Annotated in this window: 12 protein-coding genes; 2 read left to right on the top strand and 10 right to left on the bottom strand. The window is 69.5% G+C overall.

Annotation, left to right across the window (positions count from 1 at the left end):
• The 10 genes from tpiA to AC4D16_RS01265 all read right to left on the bottom strand — a co-directional run bounded on the left by tpiA (nucleotide 1) and on the right by AC4D16_RS01265 (nucleotide 12,823).
• A complete protein-coding gene (gene tpiA, locus AC4D16_RS01310) occupies nucleotides 1-816 on the bottom strand; it encodes a triose-phosphate isomerase (protein WP_490953675.1) in 816 nt (271 codons plus the stop codon).
• A 154-nt stretch (nucleotides 817-970) separates the two neighbouring features.
• The gene (locus AC4D16_RS01305) at nucleotides 971-2,221 is read right to left on the bottom strand and encodes a phosphoglycerate kinase (protein WP_490953674.1); all 1,251 of its coding nucleotides are present in this window, start codon (nucleotides 2,219-2,221) and stop codon (nucleotides 971-973) included.
• Nucleotides 2,222-2,233: 12 nt separating this feature from the next.
• Complete coding sequence (gene gap, locus AC4D16_RS01300; protein ID WP_490949237.1) at nucleotides 2,234-3,244, bottom strand: type I glyceraldehyde-3-phosphate dehydrogenase; 1,011 nt, start codon at nucleotides 3,242-3,244, stop codon at nucleotides 2,234-2,236.
• 243 nt (nucleotides 3,245-3,487) lie between these two features.
• Nucleotides 3,488-4,117: a superoxide dismutase gene (locus tag AC4D16_RS01295; RefSeq protein WP_490949238.1), complete on the bottom strand. Its 630-nt coding sequence runs from the start codon at nucleotides 4,115-4,117 to the stop codon at nucleotides 3,488-3,490.
• A gap of 110 nt (nucleotides 4,118-4,227) precedes the next feature.
• The gene (whiA, locus tag AC4D16_RS01290; RefSeq protein ID WP_490953673.1) at nucleotides 4,228-5,208 is read right to left on the bottom strand and encodes a DNA-binding protein WhiA; all 981 of its coding nucleotides are present in this window, start codon (nucleotides 5,206-5,208) and stop codon (nucleotides 4,228-4,230) included.
• Nucleotides 5,209-5,218: 10 nt separating this feature from the next.
• Nucleotides 5,219-6,244, bottom strand: a complete 1,026-nt coding sequence (locus tag AC4D16_RS01285; RefSeq protein ID WP_490949240.1) for a gluconeogenesis factor YvcK family protein — start codon at nucleotides 6,242-6,244, stop codon at nucleotides 5,219-5,221.
• Nucleotides 6,244-7,143, bottom strand: a complete 900-nt coding sequence (rapZ, locus tag AC4D16_RS01280) for an RNase adapter RapZ (RefSeq protein ID WP_490953672.1) — start codon at nucleotides 7,141-7,143, stop codon at nucleotides 6,244-6,246. Before rapZ ends, AC4D16_RS01285 begins: the two co-directional genes overlap by 1 nt.
• 100 nt (nucleotides 7,144-7,243) lie before the next feature.
• The gene (gene uvrC, locus AC4D16_RS01275; RefSeq protein ID WP_490953671.1) at nucleotides 7,244-9,307 is read right to left on the bottom strand and encodes an excinuclease ABC subunit UvrC; all 2,064 of its coding nucleotides are present in this window, start codon (nucleotides 9,305-9,307) and stop codon (nucleotides 7,244-7,246) included.
• A gap of 123 nt (nucleotides 9,308-9,430) precedes the next feature.
• Nucleotides 9,431-12,361: an excinuclease ABC subunit UvrA gene (uvrA, locus tag AC4D16_RS01270; protein WP_490953670.1), complete on the bottom strand. Its 2,931-nt coding sequence runs from the start codon at nucleotides 12,359-12,361 to the stop codon at nucleotides 9,431-9,433.
• Nucleotides 12,362-12,445: 84 nt separating this feature from the next.
• Complete coding sequence (locus AC4D16_RS01265) at nucleotides 12,446-12,823, bottom strand: GntR family transcriptional regulator (protein WP_490953669.1); 378 nt, start codon at nucleotides 12,821-12,823, stop codon at nucleotides 12,446-12,448.
• A 193-nt stretch (nucleotides 12,824-13,016) separates the two neighbouring features.
• Here AC4D16_RS01265 and AC4D16_RS01260 point away from each other — a divergent pair, with 193 nt between their 5' ends.
• Complete coding sequence (locus AC4D16_RS01260) at nucleotides 13,017-13,676, top strand: MBL fold metallo-hydrolase (RefSeq protein ID WP_490953668.1); 660 nt, start codon at nucleotides 13,017-13,019, stop codon at nucleotides 13,674-13,676.
• 47 nt (nucleotides 13,677-13,723) lie between these two features.
• Entirely contained in the window at nucleotides 13,724-16,267 is a 2,544-nt protein-coding gene (locus AC4D16_RS01255; protein ID WP_490953667.1) for a DEAD/DEAH box helicase, read from the top strand.
• The last annotated feature ends 30 nt before the right edge of the window (nucleotides 16,268-16,297 follow it).

Below are 16,297 nucleotides of genomic sequence, written 5' to 3'. Positions count from 1 at the left end.
CTAGTCTGTCACCAGATGCTGTTCGAACCTGACGATACTAGCAAATTCGGAGACATCGAGACTCGCACCGCCGACCAGCACGCCGTCGACGTCGCGCTCCTTCAGGATGCTGGCGGCGTTCGCCGCCTTGACGGAACCGCCGTAGAGCAGGCGGGTCCCGGCTGCCGTGGACGCATCGAACAGGGTGCCGAGCTCGGCGCGGATCGCGGCGCACATCTCCTGCGCGTCCTCCGGCCCGGCCACTTCACCGGTGCCGATCGCCCAGACGGGCTCGTAGGCGACCACGAGCGTCGCGGCCTGCTCGGCCGTGAGCCCTGCGACCCCCAGGCGCAGCTGCTCGAGGGTGTGCTCCACGTGCGTTCCCGCCTGGCGGATCTCGAGACCCTCACCGACGCAGAGCACGGGCACGAGGCCATGACGGAAGGCCGCCTGCACCTTGCGGTTGAGCAGCTCGTCCGACTCCTGGTGGATGGTGCGGCGCTCCGAGTGGCCCACGAGCACGTAGGTGCAGTCCAGCTTCGCGAGGAACTGACCGGAGATGTCGCCGGTGTACGCGCCGGAGTCCTCGGGTGAGAGATCCTGGCCACCGTAGACGACGTCGAGGGTGTCCCCCTTCACGAGGGTCTGCACGCCCCGCAGGTCCGTGAACGGCGGGAAGACCGACACCTCGACGCGCGAGAAGTCGTGACCGGCGTCGTCGAGGGTCCATGCGAGCTTCTGCAGGAAGGTGATGCCCTGCATGTGGTCGAGGTTCATCTTCCAGTTGCCCGCGATGAGCGGGCGGCGGTCGAAGACGCCGTTGGTCGAGGTGGTCATCGTCAGTGCTCCATCTGTTCGTCCCATGACGACGGGATCCGCGGAGCACGTGCTCCGCGGATCCCGCCATCCCTGTCCGTCCACTGCGGACGGTTCCTACGTATGCTGCAGCGCTCCGGACCGGGGCGCACGAGCGCCATCGGTCCGTGCGTTGCTAGTCCCGCTCGAGCGCGGTGAGCCCGGGGAGTTCCTTGCCCTCGAGGTATTCGAGGCTCGCCCCGCCACCGGTGGAGATGTGGCCGAACTGCTCGTCGGCGAAGCCGAGTCCCCTGACGGCGGCCGCGGAGTCACCGCCGCCCACCACCGTGAGGGCGCCCTTCGCCTGCGCGTCGACGAGGGCCTGGGCCACGGCACGCGTGCCGCGGGCGAAGGCGTCGAACTCGAACACGCCCATCGGTCCGTTCCAGAACACCGTGCGGGCCTCGGCGATGTTGGCGGCGAAGTCCTGACCCGTCGCCGGGCCGATGTCCAGCCCGATCCCGGAGGCACCGAAGCTCCCCGACTCGATGGCGTCCGCCGCAGCCACGCTGTGCCCGGCATCGGCGGCGAAGCGCTCGGCGACCACGATGTCGGTGGGCAGCACGAACTGCGTCCCGTCACGCGAGCCGCGCTCGAGGTACCCGCGGACGGTCTCGATGCGGTCCTCCTCCAACAGGCTCGCGCCCACCGCGTGGCCCTGCGCCGCGAGGAAGGTGAAGACCATGCCGCCTCCCACGAGGATGCGGTCCGCGGTACCGATCAGGTTCTCGATGACCGCGAGCTTGTCGGACACCTTCGAACCACCGAGGACGACGACGAACGGCCGCTCCGGTTCCCGGGTGAGCTTCTCGAGGACCACGAGCTCGGCCCTGACGAGATCGCCCTGGTAGGCCGGGAGCAGTGCGGCGATGTCGGAGACGCTGGCGTGCCTGCGGTGCACGGCACCGAAGGCGTCGTCGACGTACGCGCCGTCCTCCCCCGCCAGCCCGGCGAGCTCGCGGGCGAAGGCCGACCGTTCGGCGTCGTCCTTGCTCGTCTCGCGGGCGTCGAAGCGCACGTTCTCCAGGACGAGCACCTCACCCTCTGACAGCGCTGCGGCGGCGCTGCGTGCGCCGTCGCCCGTGGTGTCCGAGGCGAGGGTGACCGGGAAGTCGGCGAGCTCACGCAGCACGTCGACGGCGGGCCGCAGGGAGTACTTCTCCTCCGGTGCGCCCTTGGGCCGCCCGAGGTGCGCCATGACGATGACGGCGGCGCCGGCCTCGGTCAACCGGCGCAGGACGGGCAGGGAGGCCCGCACCCGTCCGTCGTCGGTCACCGCGAGGTCCGGGACCTCCCCCTCGAGGGGCACGTTGAGGTCCGAGCGGACGAGGACGCGCCGTCCACGGACGCCCTCGGCCAGGAGGTCGTCGAGTGTTGCGTGAGCCACGGTCGCCCGCGCCTAGGAGAGCTTGCCGGCGACGATTTCGGTGAGGTCGACGAGGCGGTTCGAGTAGCCCCACTCGTTGTCGTACCAGCCGACCACCTTGACCTGATTGCCGATCACCTTGGTGAGGCCGGAGTCGAAGATGCACGACGCCGGATCCGTCACGATGTCCGAGGACACGATGGGCGCGTCCGTGTAGGAGAGGTAACCCGCGAGCGATCCGCTCTCGGCAGCCGCCTTGTACGCGGCGTTGACCTCGTCGACGCTGACCTCGCGGCCCACGGTGACGGTGAGGTCGGTGGCGGAGCCGGTGGGCACGGGCACGCGGATGGCGTAGCCGTCGAGCTTGCCCTTGAGCTCGGGGAGCACCAGGCCGATGGCCTTGGCCGCACCCGTGGAGGTGGGCACCATGTTGATCGCGGCGGCACGCGCGCGGCGGAGGTCCTTGTGCGGGCCGTCCTGCAGGTTCTGGTCCGCCGTGTAGGCGTGGACCGTGGTCATGAGGCCGCGCTCGATGCCGAACGCGTCGTTCAGCACCTTCGCCAGCGGGCCGAGGCAGTTCGTGGTGCAGGAGGCGTTCGAGATGATGTGGTGCGTCTCGGGGTCGTAGTCGCCGTCGTTCACGCCGAGCACCACCGTGAGGTCCTCGTCCGAGGCAGGAGCGGAGATCAGGACCTTCTTCGCACCCGCGTCGATGTGCTTCTGCGCATCGGCGGCCTTCGTGAAGAAGCCGGTGGACTCGATGACGATGTCCACGCCGAGGTCGGCCCAGGGCAGGTTCGCGGGGTCACGCTCGGCGAGGACACGGACGCGCTTGCCGTCCACCAGGAGATCGCCGCCGTCCACCTCGACCGTGGCCTTCAGGCGGCCGGTGACGGAGTCGTACTTCAGGAGGTGCGCGAGGGCCTCCGGGCTCGTGAGGTCGTTGACGGCAACGATCTCGAGGTCGGCGCCCTGCTCGAGTGCCGCACGGAAGTAGTTGCGGCCGATGCGGCCGAAGCCGTTGATTCCAACACGAGTAGTCACTGCTGATCTCCTTCATAGGGGTGCTGCCGTGCGAGCCCTCCTCGGGCGGCTTCGGCGACGGATACATCTGGTTCCTGGCACACCGTCGTGCCGACGTCGAACAGGTTCTGCTGGGGACCACCGGCGGGCGGCTCCCCTGGCGTCAACTCTACTGAGCACCCCGCCATTCCGGGGGGCCCGGGGTGGGTTGCCCCGGGCGGACGGCCATGCTGCGGCACCGTCCGCCGGGGCGACCCGGGGAGATCAGACGCCGGGCGTGATGAGGACGCTGGCCCCGGTGCGTGCGGCCTGGAAGCGGGTCTGGACGTCGGCCCAGTTCACGAGGTTCCACCACGCCTTCACGTAGTCGGGCTTCACGTTGACGTAGTCGAGGTAGAAGGCGTGCTCCCACATGTCGAGCATAAGCAGCGGGATGGTGCCCACGGGCACGTTGCCCTGCTGGTCGTACAGCTGCTCGATCACGATGTTCTTGCCCAGGGGCTCGTAGGCCAGGACGGCCCAGCCCGAGCCCTGCAGCGACGTGGCCGCCGCGGTAAAGTGTCCGCGGAAGGCGTCGAAGGAGCCGAAGGCGTCATCCAGGGCCGCCGCGAGCTCACCCTCGGGCTTGTCGCCGCCCTCGGGCGACATGTTCTTCCAGAAGATGCTGTGGTTGATCACACCGCCAACGTGGAACGCGAGGTCCTTGGAGAGCTTGGGGATGGTCCCGAACTGTCCCGTGGCGCGTGCCTCGGCGAGCTGCGCGAGCGCGTCGTTGGCGCCCTTCACGTACGTGGCCTGGTGCTTGGAGTGGTGCAGTTCCATGATGCGGCCCGAGATGTGGGGCTCGAGGGCGGCGTAGTCATAGTCGAGATCCGGCAGTACGTATTCGCTCACGTGATCCTCCAGGTAGTGATCGGATTGCTCGCCCGGTCCGCACAGCACGATAGCGCGGCGGGCGCCCCGCTCGATCAGAAGCGGGTTACCGTTCCATCCTATGCACTCGGCTACTCGTCGAGCATGTCCGCGGTCACATTGGCGTCCGTCCCCGGGATCCCGATGTCGGACGCCCTCTTGTCGGCCATCGCGAGCAGCCTCCTGATGCGCCCCGCGATGGCGTCCTTGGTCATCGGCGGGTCCGCGAGCCGGCCCAGTTCGTCGAGGCTCGCCTGCTTGTGGGCGACCCGCAGCTCACCGGCGTAGCGCAGGTGCTCGGGTACCCCCTCGCCGAGGATCTCCAACGCGCGCTCCACACGGGCGCCCGCTGCGACCGCGGCCTGCGCCGAGCGCCGCAGGTTCGCGTCGTCGAAGTTCGCGAGCCGGTTCGCCGTGGCCCGCACCTCCTTGCGCATGCGCCGCTCCTCCCACACCATCAGCGCGTCGTGCGCGCCCATACGGGTCAGCAGTGCGGCGATGGTGTCCCCGTCGCGGATCACCACGCGGTCCACGCCGCGGACCTCGCGCGCCTTCGCGGAGATCTCGAGGCGGCGTGCCGCCCCGACCAGGGCGAGCGCGGATTCGGGCCCCGGGCAGGTGACCTCGAGGGATGAGGAACGTCCCGGCTCCGTGAGGGACCCGTGCGCGAGGAAGGCACCGCGCCATACGGCCTCGGCGTCGGCCGTCGAGCCGTTGACGACGGCGGACGGCAGTCCGCGCACGGGGCGCCCGCGGCTGTCGAGCAGTCCGGTCTGCCGTGCGAGGGACTCGCCGTCGCGCACCACGCGCACCACGTACCGGTTGCCGCGCTTGAGGCCCTGGCCCGACACCACGATGATCTCGCTGCTGTGCCCGTACACCTCGGCGATCGCGCCGCGCAGGCGCCGGGCGGTCGAGGCGAGGTCCACCTCGGCCTCGATCACGATCCTCCCCGAGATGATGTGCAGGCCCCCGGCGAATCTCAGCAGCGCGGACACCTCGGCCTTGCGGACCGAGGACTTCTTGACGTCGAGGTGCGACAGCTCCTCTTTGACGTCGGCGGTCAAGGCCACAGATACACTCCTAGATCTCCCGAAAGATGTCGTTGTAGGACGTCGCGAGCCGCAGCGGATCGTGTACGGGCTTACCGGTCGAAACTCCCACTGTACCGAAGACGGCACGCCCACCCATCCCCTCGACGACCCGCTCGAACTCCTGGCGGTCGCCGATCACGGTGGGGTCGGCAAGGACGACATCGACCGTCAGGTCGGGCGCGTAGCGGCTGATCACCTTCAGGTGATCGACCGCGCTCATGCCCTGTGTCTCCTTCGTGTCGTTGCTCAGGTTCATGGTCAGGCAGCGTTTCGCGGACGTCCGGCAGAGGGCCTCGCGCAGCTCGGGGAGGAGGAGGTGCGGCAGCACCGAGGTGTACCAGGAGCCCGGTCCGAGGACCACCCAGTCGGCCAGTTCGACCGCCTCGAGCGCGTCCTCGCAGGCCGGCGCACCGGCCGGCAGCAGCCGCAGGTTGCTCACGTTGCCCGACGCCGCCGCGACGGCGAGCGAGGCCTGGCCCTTCACGGTCCTGACACGCAGCGATCCGTCGGTCTCGCTGAGGACGTCACCCTCGATGGTCAGGGGAACGCTCGCCATGGGCAGCACCTGGCCGCGGGCGCCGAGCAGGGCGCCGGCCCACTGCAGGCCCGCCACGGGATCGCCGAGCAGCTCCCAGAGCGTCACGATGAGGAGGTTGCCCATGGCGTGGCCGTCGAGTGAGCCAGGGGCATCCCCCCGCGCCGCGAAGCGATGCTGCATGACGTCGCGCCAAGTGCGGCCCCAGTCCGTGTCGTCGCACAGTGCGGAGAGCGCCATGCGCAGGTCCCCCGGGGGCAGCACGCCCAGTTCCTCGCGCAGCCGGCCCGATGACCCGCCGTCGTCCGCCACGGTCACCACGGCCGTCAGCTCCTGCGTGAGGAGGCGGAGGGCCGACAGCGAGGCCGAGAGCCCGTGTCCGCCGCCGAGCGCGACGACCCGCGGGGCTCCGGACTGGGCGTCGCCGGAGCGCCGGCCGGCCGGCGGAACAAGCGGCAGGGGGCCGGAGAACAGCGCCACTACTCGCGCCCGAGGTCCCGGTGGTGGGCGGCGACCTGCACTCCCGGCAGCTGGGCGAGTCGCTGGGCGATCTCCTCGGTGACGGCCACGGAGCGGTGCTTCCCACCCGTGCAGCCCACGGCGATCGTGGCGTAGTGCTTGTTCTCGCGCCGGTAGCCGTCGAGCACCGGGATGAGGGAGTTGACGTAGCGGTCGATGAACTCCGCCGCACCCTGGGCGCCGAGGACGTACTCCCGCACGGGGGCGTCGAGGCCGGTCTGCGGCCTGAGGACGGGCACCCAGTGGGGGTTCGGGATGAAGCGGACGTCGGCCACGTAGTTGGCGTCCACCGGCAGCCCGTACTTGAAGCCGAAGCTCATGACGTTGAGACGCAGCACGATGGGGCCCGAGGCCGAGAACAGCTCGGTGACACTCGTGGCAAGGGCGTGGACGTTCAGTTCGGACGTGTCGATCACGATGTCCGAGGCGTGCTTCATCTCCTTCAGGACCTCGCGCTCGGCGGCGATCCCGTCGAGGATGCGACCGTCGCCCTGGAGGGGGTGCGGCCTGCGCCCCTGCTCGAACCTGCGCACGAGCACGGAGTCGTTCGCGTCGAGGAAGAGCACGCGGTAGGTGACGCCCGCCGCGCGGAGCCCGGCGAGGGCCGTCTTGATCTCGCTGAACAGCTCCTTGCCGCGGACGTCGATCACCACGGCGAGCTTCGGGATGGACTGCGGAGTCCGCGCCACCAGCTCGGTCAGGGTGCCCAGCATCTGCGGGGGCAGGTTCTCGACGACGTACCAGCCGTGGTCCTCGAGCGCGTTCGCCGCGGTGCTGCGGCCGGCGCCGGACATGCCCGTCACCACCAGCAATTCGGACTCGGTGGGTTTGACCGGCGTCAGGCTCGTGGCCTCCGTCATGGTGGTGCATCCGTTCCGGGTCGACGGGGCCGCCTGCGATCCGGCGTGCCCGTGGTGTGCGGTGTTCGCGGCACGCTGGGCGCCGTCCTCCTCACACTAGCTAATCTTCGATGATCTCGCCCGTGGTCATGTTCACGGCAGGGGCCGGGGCGTCCTCGGCGGCCACGGCGAGGGATGCACGGACCGTGGCGGCCAGGGCGGGCCCCACCCCGGGCACGACGGTGAGCTCCTCGACCGAGGCCGCCCGGATCCGCTTCACCGATCCGAAGTGCTTGAGCAGCGCCTTCCGCTTCGCCGGGCCGAGCCCCGCGACGTCGTCGAGCGCGGACGCGGTCATGGACTTGCCCCGCTTCTGACGGTGGAACGTGATCGCGAACCGGTGCGCCTCGTCACGGATGCGCTGCAGCATGAACAGCCCCTCCGAAGCCCGCGGCAGGATCACGGGGAACTCGCTGTCCGGCACCCACACCTCCTCGAGGCGTTTCGCCAGTCCGATCACGTACACGTCGTCGATCCCGAGGTCCTCGAGGGCGCGGGAGGCCGCGGCCACCTGCGGTGGTCCGCCGTCGACCACCACCAGGTTGGGCGGGTAGGCGAAGCGGTTGCGCGTCACCGCCGTGGTGGTGTCCTGCACGGGATCCCCGCGGTCCCCACCGGGATCGACGACGTCGTCGAGCTGGGGGTGCGCGAGGACCGAGGCGTCGTCGTCCACCGCCGCGTCATCGATGTCCGGGGCCGCGGCGTCCCGCACCTCGCCGTTCTTGCCGGCCAGGTAGTTGCGGAAGCGCCGGTGGATGACGTCGTACATGGAGGCCGTGTCGTCACGCGCGGCGTCGCCCGTGATCGAGAACTTGCGGTACTCGGACTTCCGCGGCAGGCCGTCCTCGACCACCACCATGGAGGCCACCACGTTGGTGCCCTGCACGTGCGAGATGTCGAAGCACTCGATGCGCATGAGCGGCGTGGGGAGGTCGAGGGCCTCCTGCAGCTCCTGCAGGGCGGCCGAACGCGTGGTGATGTCACCGGCCCGCCGGCCCTTGTGGAGCCTCAGGGCCTCGGCGGCGTTCTGCTCGACGGTGGCGAGCAGCGTCGCCTTGTCGCCCCGCTGCGGGACCCGGACGTCCACGCGCGCGCCTTTCAGGCCGCGCAGCCACTCGAGCATCTGCGCCTCGTTGCTCGGCATGACCGGCACCAGCACCTCGCGCGGGATCGGCTCGTTCGAGCTGATGCTCTCGCCGTAGACCTGCTGCAGCAGGTGTTCCACGAGATCGGGGGTGTCCATGTCCTCGACCTTCTCGACCACCCAGCCGCGCTGGCCGCGGATCCTGCCGCCCCGCACGTGGAAGACCTGCGCGGCGGCTTCGAGCTCGTCCTCGCGCAGCGCGAAGATGTCGGCGTCGGTGTCCTCGCTGAGCACGACGGTGTTGCGCTCGAAGACGCGCCGCAGCGCCGCGACGTCGTCGCGCAGGCGGGCAGCGCTCTCGAAGTCGAGGTCGGCCACGGCCGCGGCCATCTCGCGCTCGAGCCCGGAGATGAACTTCTTCGCCTCGCCGGACATGAAGTCGCAGAAGTCCTCGGCAAGAGCACGGTGGTCCTCGGCACTGATGCGTCCCACACAGGGCGCCGAGCACTTGTCGATGTACCCGAGCAGGCACGGCCTCCCGGTGCGCTCGGCCCGCTTGAAGACCCCGGCGCTGCAGGTCCGCACGGGGAACACCCGGATCATGGTGTCGACGGTCTCGCGGATGGCCTTGGCCGGGTAGAACGGGCCGAAGTACCGGGTGCCCTTCTTCTTGTCCCCGCGCATCACCTGGACCCGCGGGTACTTCTCGCCCAGGGTGACGGCGAGGTAGGGGTAGGACTTGTCGTCCCGGAACATGATGTTGAAGCGCGGGTCGAACTCCTTGATCCACGTGTACTCGAGCTGGAGCGCCTCGAGTTCGCTGCCCACCACCGTCCACTCGACGCCGGCCGCGGTGAACACCATGCTGCGGGTCTTGGGGAGCAACCCCTGGGGGTTGGCGAAGTAGGAGTTGAGCCGGGACCGGAGGTTCTTGGCCTTGCCGACGTAGATCACGCGGCCGTGCTCGTCACGGAAGCGGTACACCCCGGGATCGGTCGGGATCTCGCCGGTCTTCGGCCGATAGGTCACTGGGTTCGCCACGTCCTCCATCGTAGGACGGGCCCCGGACACCCGAGCACCGGACGGACCCCGTTCCGCTCACCGCTGAGCGGGAACGGGCGGAGGCCGTCGGGAGGCTGTCGGAGAACGAGCCGGCCGGTACGGCTAGACGCGCGCGAGGGCCTGCAGGGTGGTCTTGTCGAAGATCTCCTGCAGGAAGGTACCCGTGTAGCTGCGCTCGTTCTTCGCCACCTGCTCGGGTGTGCCGGTCGCGATGATCTGGCCGCCGCCGGAGCCGCCGTCGGGCCCGAGGTCGATCACCCAGTCCGCGGACTTTATGACGTCGAGGTTGTGCTCGATCGTGACCACGGTGTTGCCCTTGTCCACGAGCCCCTGCAGGACCAGCAGCAGCTTCCGGATGTCCTCGAAGTGGAGCCCCGTGGTCGGTTCGTCGAGCACGTAGATGCTGCGTCCGTTGGACCGCTTCTGCAGCTCGCTGGCGAGCTTGACGCGTTGCGCCTCGCCACCGGACAGGGTGGTGGCCGGCTGTCCGAGCCGCACGTAGCCGAGACCCACCTCGACGAGCGTGTTGAGGTGACGGGCGATCGGGCTGAATGCGGCGAAGAACTCCGCCCCCTCCTCGATCGGCATGTCCAGGACGTCCGCGATGGTCTTGCCCTTGTAGTGCACCTCGAGCGTCTCGCGGTTGTACCGCGCTCCGTGGCAGACCTCGCACGGCACGTAGACGTCGGGCAGGAAGTTCATCTCGATCTTGAGCGTCCCGTCACCGGAGCACGCCTCGCAGCGGCCACCCTTGACGTTGAAGGAGAACCGGCCCGGGAGGTAGCCGCGCACCTTGGCCTCGGTGGTCTCGGCGAAGAGCTTGCGGATGTTGTCGAACACCCCCGTGTAGGTGGCGGGGTTCGAGCGCGGGGTCCGGCCGATGGGGCTCTGGTCCACGTGGATGACCTTGTCGAGGTGCTCCAGGCCGTCGATGCGCTTGTGGCGCCCCGCGACCTGCTTGGCCCCGTTCAGCTTGTTCGCGAGCACCTTGTAGAGGATGTCGTTCACGAGCGTGGACTTGCCGGATCCACTGACGCCCGTGACGGCGGTGAGCACGCCCAGCGGGATCGTGGCGTCCACGTTCAGGAGGTTGTGCTCCCTCGCGCCGACCACCTTCAGCTGCCGAGACTTGTCGATCTTGCGGCGCTTGGTCGGCACCTCGATGCGGCGGCGGCCCGCCAGGTAGTCGCCGGTGAGTGATCGCTCGTTGGTGAGGAGGTCCTCGAGCAGGCCCGAGTGGACCACCTCGCCGCCGTGCTCCCCCGCACCCGGACCGATGTCCACGATCCAGTCGGCCTCGGCGATGGTGTCCTCGTCGTGCTCCACCACAATCAGCGTGTTGCCTAGGTTCCGCAGACGTGTGAGCGTCTCGATCAGGCGCCGGTTGTCGCGCTGGTGCAGCCCGATGGAGGGCTCGTCGAGCACGTAGAGCACGCCCACGAGCCCGGAACCGATCTGCGTGGCGAGGCGGATGCGCTGGGCCTCACCGCCGGAGAGCGTCCCGGAGGCGCGCTCCAGGTTGAGGTACTCGAGGCCGACGTCGAGCAGGAAGGTCAGGCGCGCCTGGATCTCCTTGAGCACCTGCGCCGCGATCTGCGCCTCGCGCCCGGTGAGCACCAGGTTGTCGAGGAATTCGGCGCACTCCCGCATGGGCATGGCCGCGACCTCGGCGATGGACCGACCGTTGATCAGCACGGAGAGCGACGCCGGGTTCAGCCGTGCGCCACCGCAGGTGGGGCACGGGATCTCCCGCATGTACTCCTCGTAGCGATCGCGCGAGGCCTCGGACTCCGTCTCGAGGTGCTTGCGCTGGATGTACTGGATGGCTCCCTCGAAGCCCGTGCTGTACTTCCGCTCGCGTCCGAACCGGTTCTTGTACTGCACCACCACCTTGTGGTCCTTGCCGTACAGCGCGGCCTCACGTGCGCGGTCGGGCAGCTTCCGCCACGGGGTGTCGATGTCGAACTTGAGTTCCGCCGCGAGCCCCTGGAGGAGCCGCGTCCAGTACTCCAGCGTCGCCGTACCGAGCGACCACGGGGCGATGGCTCCCTGCGCGAGGCTGAGGTCGGGGTTCGGCACCACCAGTTCCTCGTCCACCTCGAGCTTCGTGCCGATGCCCGTGCAGGCCGGGCACGCGCCGAAGGGGTTGTTGAAGGAGAAGGAGCGCGGCTCGATCTCGTCGATGGCGAGCGGGTGCTCGTTCGGGCACGCGAGGTGCTCGGAGAACGCGTGCAGCCGTCCGGCGTCGTCCTCGGGCAGGTCCACGAACTCGGCGAGGACGCGGCCGTCGGCCAGCTTCAGTGCGGTCTCGACCGAGTCGGTGAGCCGCTGCTGGATGCCGCTCTTCACCACGAGGCGATCGATGATGACCTCGATGGTGTGCTTGTACTGCTTGCCGAGCTTCGGCGGGTCGCTCAGCTGGATGAGGGTGCCGTCCACCCGGGCGCGTGAGTAGCCCTTCGCCGTCAGTTCCTGGAAGAGGTCGACGAACTCGCCCTTCCGCGCCCTGACCACGGGAGCGAGGACCTGGAAGCGCGTGCCCTCGTCGAGCTCGAGCAGCTGGTCCACGATCTGCTGCGGGGTCTGCTTGGCCACTGGCTCGCCGCAGACGGGGCAGTGCGGACGGCCCACGCGCGCCCAGAGGAGCCGCATGTAGTCGTAGATCTCGGTGATGGTGCCCACCGTGGAGCGCGGGTTCTTGCTCGTCGACTTCTGGTCGATCGAGACCGCCGGCGAGAGCCCCTCGATGAAGTCGACGTCGGGCTTGTCCACCTGCCCGAGGAACTGGCGCGCGTACGCGGAGAGGGACTCCACGTAGCGCCGCTGGCCCTCGGCGAAGATGGTGTCGAACGCGAGGGAGGACTTGCCGGAACCGGACAGGCCGGTGAAGACGATCATGGCGTCGCGCGGCAGATCGAGGTCGACGTTCCGCAGGTTGTGTTCGCGTGCGCCCTTGACGATCAGGCGGGACAGGTCCTGGCGCGCGGGCTCCGGATCATGGGCATGCTGCTCGAGGGACTTTGCTGTAGACACCCGTCAACTCTAGGCGAAAAAGTATTAGAACACATCTTCGAAAGCGCTTCGTCGGCGTCCTGCCGCCGCGGGCTCACGCGCCGTTCACGCTCGGCGCAATGCCGCCCTCACGAAGGCGACGGCCTCCGTCTCGGAGATGCCCGCGGAGCGGACGACGGCGGCGTACTCGGCGGCGGCGTCGGCCGCCCGTCGCCGGGCCTCGTCACCACCCGCGGCGATCACCGTTCCCGCGCGGCCCTTCGTCTCGACGGCGCCGGACTGCTCGAGTTCGCGGTACGCCCGCGCGACGGTGTTGGCGGCGATGCCGAGGTGGATGGCGAGCGTCCGGACGGGCGGCAGACGCGTCCCCACCGCGGCGCGGCCCGAGTTCGCCGCGGTGAGCACAGCCTGCTTGAGCTGCTCGAAGGGCGGCACGGTGCTCGTCGCGTCGATCCTCAGCCAGCGCGGGATGCCCTCGTCCACGATCGCACTCCCCGTCCCGGTCCGCGGGCCCCGGCGGTCCGCACTCCCAGCACCCTAGCTGTAATGGGCCGGGCCGCGCCCGGTACCCCAGCCGTCGTCGTGCATCCGCCCGCACTCCGTGCGTGCTCGCGGGGTCTGCCGCCCTGCCCCCGCCTCCTGCCCGCGCCTCCTGCGGCGTGCCTAGACTGGAGCCATGGCCGACCTCCCGAACCTCAAGCACCGCCTCGACGACGTGACGATCCGCAGCATCTCCGTCTCGGAGATGGACAACAACGTGTATCTCCTGACATCCCGCACGAGCGGTGCGCAGGTGCTGATCGACGCCGCCGACGACGCACCCGCGATCCTCTCCCTCCTCGCCGACGCGCAGGAGGACACGGACGCGGAGGTCCGGGTGGCGCTGATCGTCACCACGCACTCGCACTGGGACCACGTGCGTGCGCTCGCGGACGTGAAGGAGGCGACGAAGGCGCGCACCGCCGCGGGCGAGGACGACGTCCCCGACATCGCCGTCCCCACCGAGGTACCGCTGACACACCACGACATCGGCTCCTTCGAGGGGTTCGAGCTCGAGTCGATCCACCTGCGCGGACACACCCCGGGCTCCATCGCCCTGCTGTACCGCGACCCGAACGGCCCCGCGCACCTCTTCACCGGCGACTCCCTGTTCCCGGGCGGCCTCGGCAACACGCAGGGCGACCCCGCACGGTTCGCCGCGCTGTACGACGACGTCGTCACGCGCGTGTTCGACGACCTGCCCGACGACACGCTGGTGCACCCCGGCCACGGGGCGGGCACGACGCTCGGAGCCGAACGCGGCTCGCTGGCCGAGTGGAAGCAGCGCGGCTGGTAGACACCGAGCCGCGGGGCCCGCTCGCCCGCCGGTAGGCTGGACCGACCATGAGGATCCACGAGCACCTGCCCCGGAACGACGACGGACGACCCAGCACGGACGCGGTGCACGAGGCCTTCACCGCATGGTCCTCGGCGCGTGGACTGACGCTCTACCCCGCCCAGGACGAGGCCGCCCTGGAACTGGTCTCGGGCAACAACGTCATCCTCGCGACCCCCACGGGCTCCGGGAAGTCGCTCGTGGCCGTCGCGGCCCACCTCGTGTCCTTCGCCGAGGGCCGCACGAGCTACTACACGGCGCCCATCAAGGCGCTGGTCTCGGAGAAGTTCTTCGCGCTGTGCGACATCTTCGGCCCGGAGAACGTCGGCATGATCACGGGCGACTCCGGCGTGAACCAGGGCGCCCCGATCATCTGCTGCACCGCCGAGATCCTCGCCAACCTCGCGCTCCGCGAGGGTGCGCTCGCGGACGTGCACACCGTCGTCATGGACGAGTTCCACTTCTACTCGGACCCGCAGCGTGGCTGGGCCTGGCAGGTGCCGCTCCTCGAACTCCCGCAGGCGCAGTTCCTGCTGATGTCCGCGACGCTCGGTGACGTGACGCGGTTCGAACGCGAACTCACCGAGCGCACCGGCCGGGCCACCGCCACCGTCACGAGCGTCGAACGGCCCATCCCGCTCCACTTCTACTACGCCGAGACGCCCGTGCAGGAGACGCTCGAGGAACTGCTGTCCACGCGCCAGGCTCCCGTCTACGTGGTGCACTTCAGCCAGGCGGAGGCGATCGAGCGGGCCCAGAACCTCATGAGCGTCAACGTGTGCACGCGCGAGGAGAAGGACCGCATCAGCGAGCTGATCGCGAGCTTCCGCTTCTCCGCGGGTTTCGGGAAGACCCTCAACCGCCTCGTCCGGCACGGTATCGGCGTGCACCACGCGGGCATGCTGCCGAAGTACCGTCGCCTGGTGGAGCAGCTCGCCCAGGCCGGCCTGCTCAAGGTCATCTGCGGCACGGACACCCTCGGCGTGGGCATCAACGTGCCGATCCGCACCGTGCTCCTCACGGCACTGAGCAAGTACGACGGCGTCCGGACCCGCCTCCTCAACGCGCGCGAGTTCCACCAGATCTCCGGCCGCGCCGGCCGCGCGGGGTACGACACCGCGGGCACCGTCGTCGTGCAGGCACCCGACCACGTGGTCGAGAACACGAAGGCGATGGCGAAGGCCGTCTCGAAGTTCGGCGACGACCAGAAGAAGCTCCGCCAGGTGGTGCGGAAGAAGCCGCCGCAGGGCTTCGTGTCCTGGGGCAAGCCCACGTACGACAGGCTCGTGGAGAGTGTTCCCGACCCCCTGACGTCCTCCTTCGCCGTCAGCCATTCCATGCTGCTCAACCTGATCGAGCGGCCCGGCGACCCGTTCACCGCCGCGAAGCGGCTGCTGACCGAGAACCACGAGACCCGCGCATCCCAGCTCCACCTCATGCGCCGCGCCATCGGGATCTACCGCGAACTCGTGGCTGCCGGCATCGTCGAGAAGCTCCCCGAGCCCGAGCCGGACGGACGGCAGATCCGGCTCAAGGTGCATCTGCAGGCAAACTTCGCCCTCAACCAGCCGCTCTCGCCGTTCGCGCTGGCCGCCCTCGAACTCCTCGACCCCGAGGCGCCCGGCTACGCCCTCGACGTCGTCTCCGTCATCGAGGCCACCCTCGAGAAGCCCCGCCAGGTGCTCAACGCGCAGGAGAAGAAGGCCCGCGGTGAGGCCGTCGCCGCGATGAAGGCGGAGGGGATCGACTACGACGCCCGCATGGCCCGACTCGAGGAGGTCAGCTACCCGAAGCCGCTGGAGGAGCTGCTGCAGCAGTCGTTCGACGTCTACCGCGCGTCGGCGCCGTGGCTCGGTGACTTCGAGCTGGCCCCGAAGTCGATCGTGCGCGACATGTACGAGCGCGCCATGAGCTTCGGCGAGTACGTGGCGTTCTACTCGCTCACGCGCTCGGAGGGCATCCTCCTGCGCTACCTCGCCGACGGGTACAAGGCGCTGCGCCATACGGTTCCGCTGGATGCACTGCGCGAGGACCTCAGCGACATCATTGAATGGCTCGGCGAGCTGGTCCGGCAGGTGGACAGCAGCCTCCTCGACGAGTGGGCGCAGCTCACCGCAGGGGTGGTGCCGGGCGCCGCGGGCGACGACGTCGACCTGCCGGACGAGCCGCCGTCCGTCACGTCGAACGAACGCGCCTTCCGCGTGATGGTGCGCAACGAGATGTTCCAGCGCGTCAAGCTGTTCGCGGACGAGCGCGACGAGGCGCTCGGTGCCCTCGACGCGGAGTCCGGCTGGACCGCCGACCGCTGGGTGGAGGCCCTGGACGGCTACTTCGCCGACTACGAGGACATCGACGACGGCCCCGACGCGCGCGGCCCGAACCTGCTGCTCATCACGCGAGCCCCGGGGATCTGGCGGGTGCGGCAGATCCTCAAGGACCCCGAGGGCAACGGCGACTGGGGCATCAACGCGGAGATCGATCTTGCCGCGTCCGACGCCGCGGGCACGCCCGTGGTCCGGATCATCGGTGTGGGAGCGCCGATCGCCGCCTGACCGCTCCACCGCTGGGTTGGTGGCGCACGG

The organism is Arthrobacter sp. TJ-236, assembly GCF_058269235.1.
This window is presented reverse-complemented; position numbering and strand designations above follow the sequence as displayed.

What these genes read in the sequence shown, in the direction of transcription:
- AC4D16_RS01255 (WP_490953667.1), top strand. Translation starts at nt 13,724, where the DNA reads ATGAGGATCCACGAGCACCTGCCCCGGAACGACGACGGACGACCCAGC.
- rapZ (WP_490953672.1), bottom strand. Translation starts at nt 7,143, where the DNA reads ATGACGGAGGCCACGAGCCTGACGCCGGTCAAACCCACCGAGTCCGAA.
- AC4D16_RS01260 (WP_490953668.1), top strand. Translation starts at nt 13,017, where the DNA reads ATGGCCGACCTCCCGAACCTCAAGCACCGCCTCGACGACGTGACGATC.
- tpiA (WP_490953675.1), bottom strand. Translation starts at nt 816, where the DNA reads ATGACCACCTCGACCAACGGCGTCTTCGACCGCCGCCCGCTCATCGCG.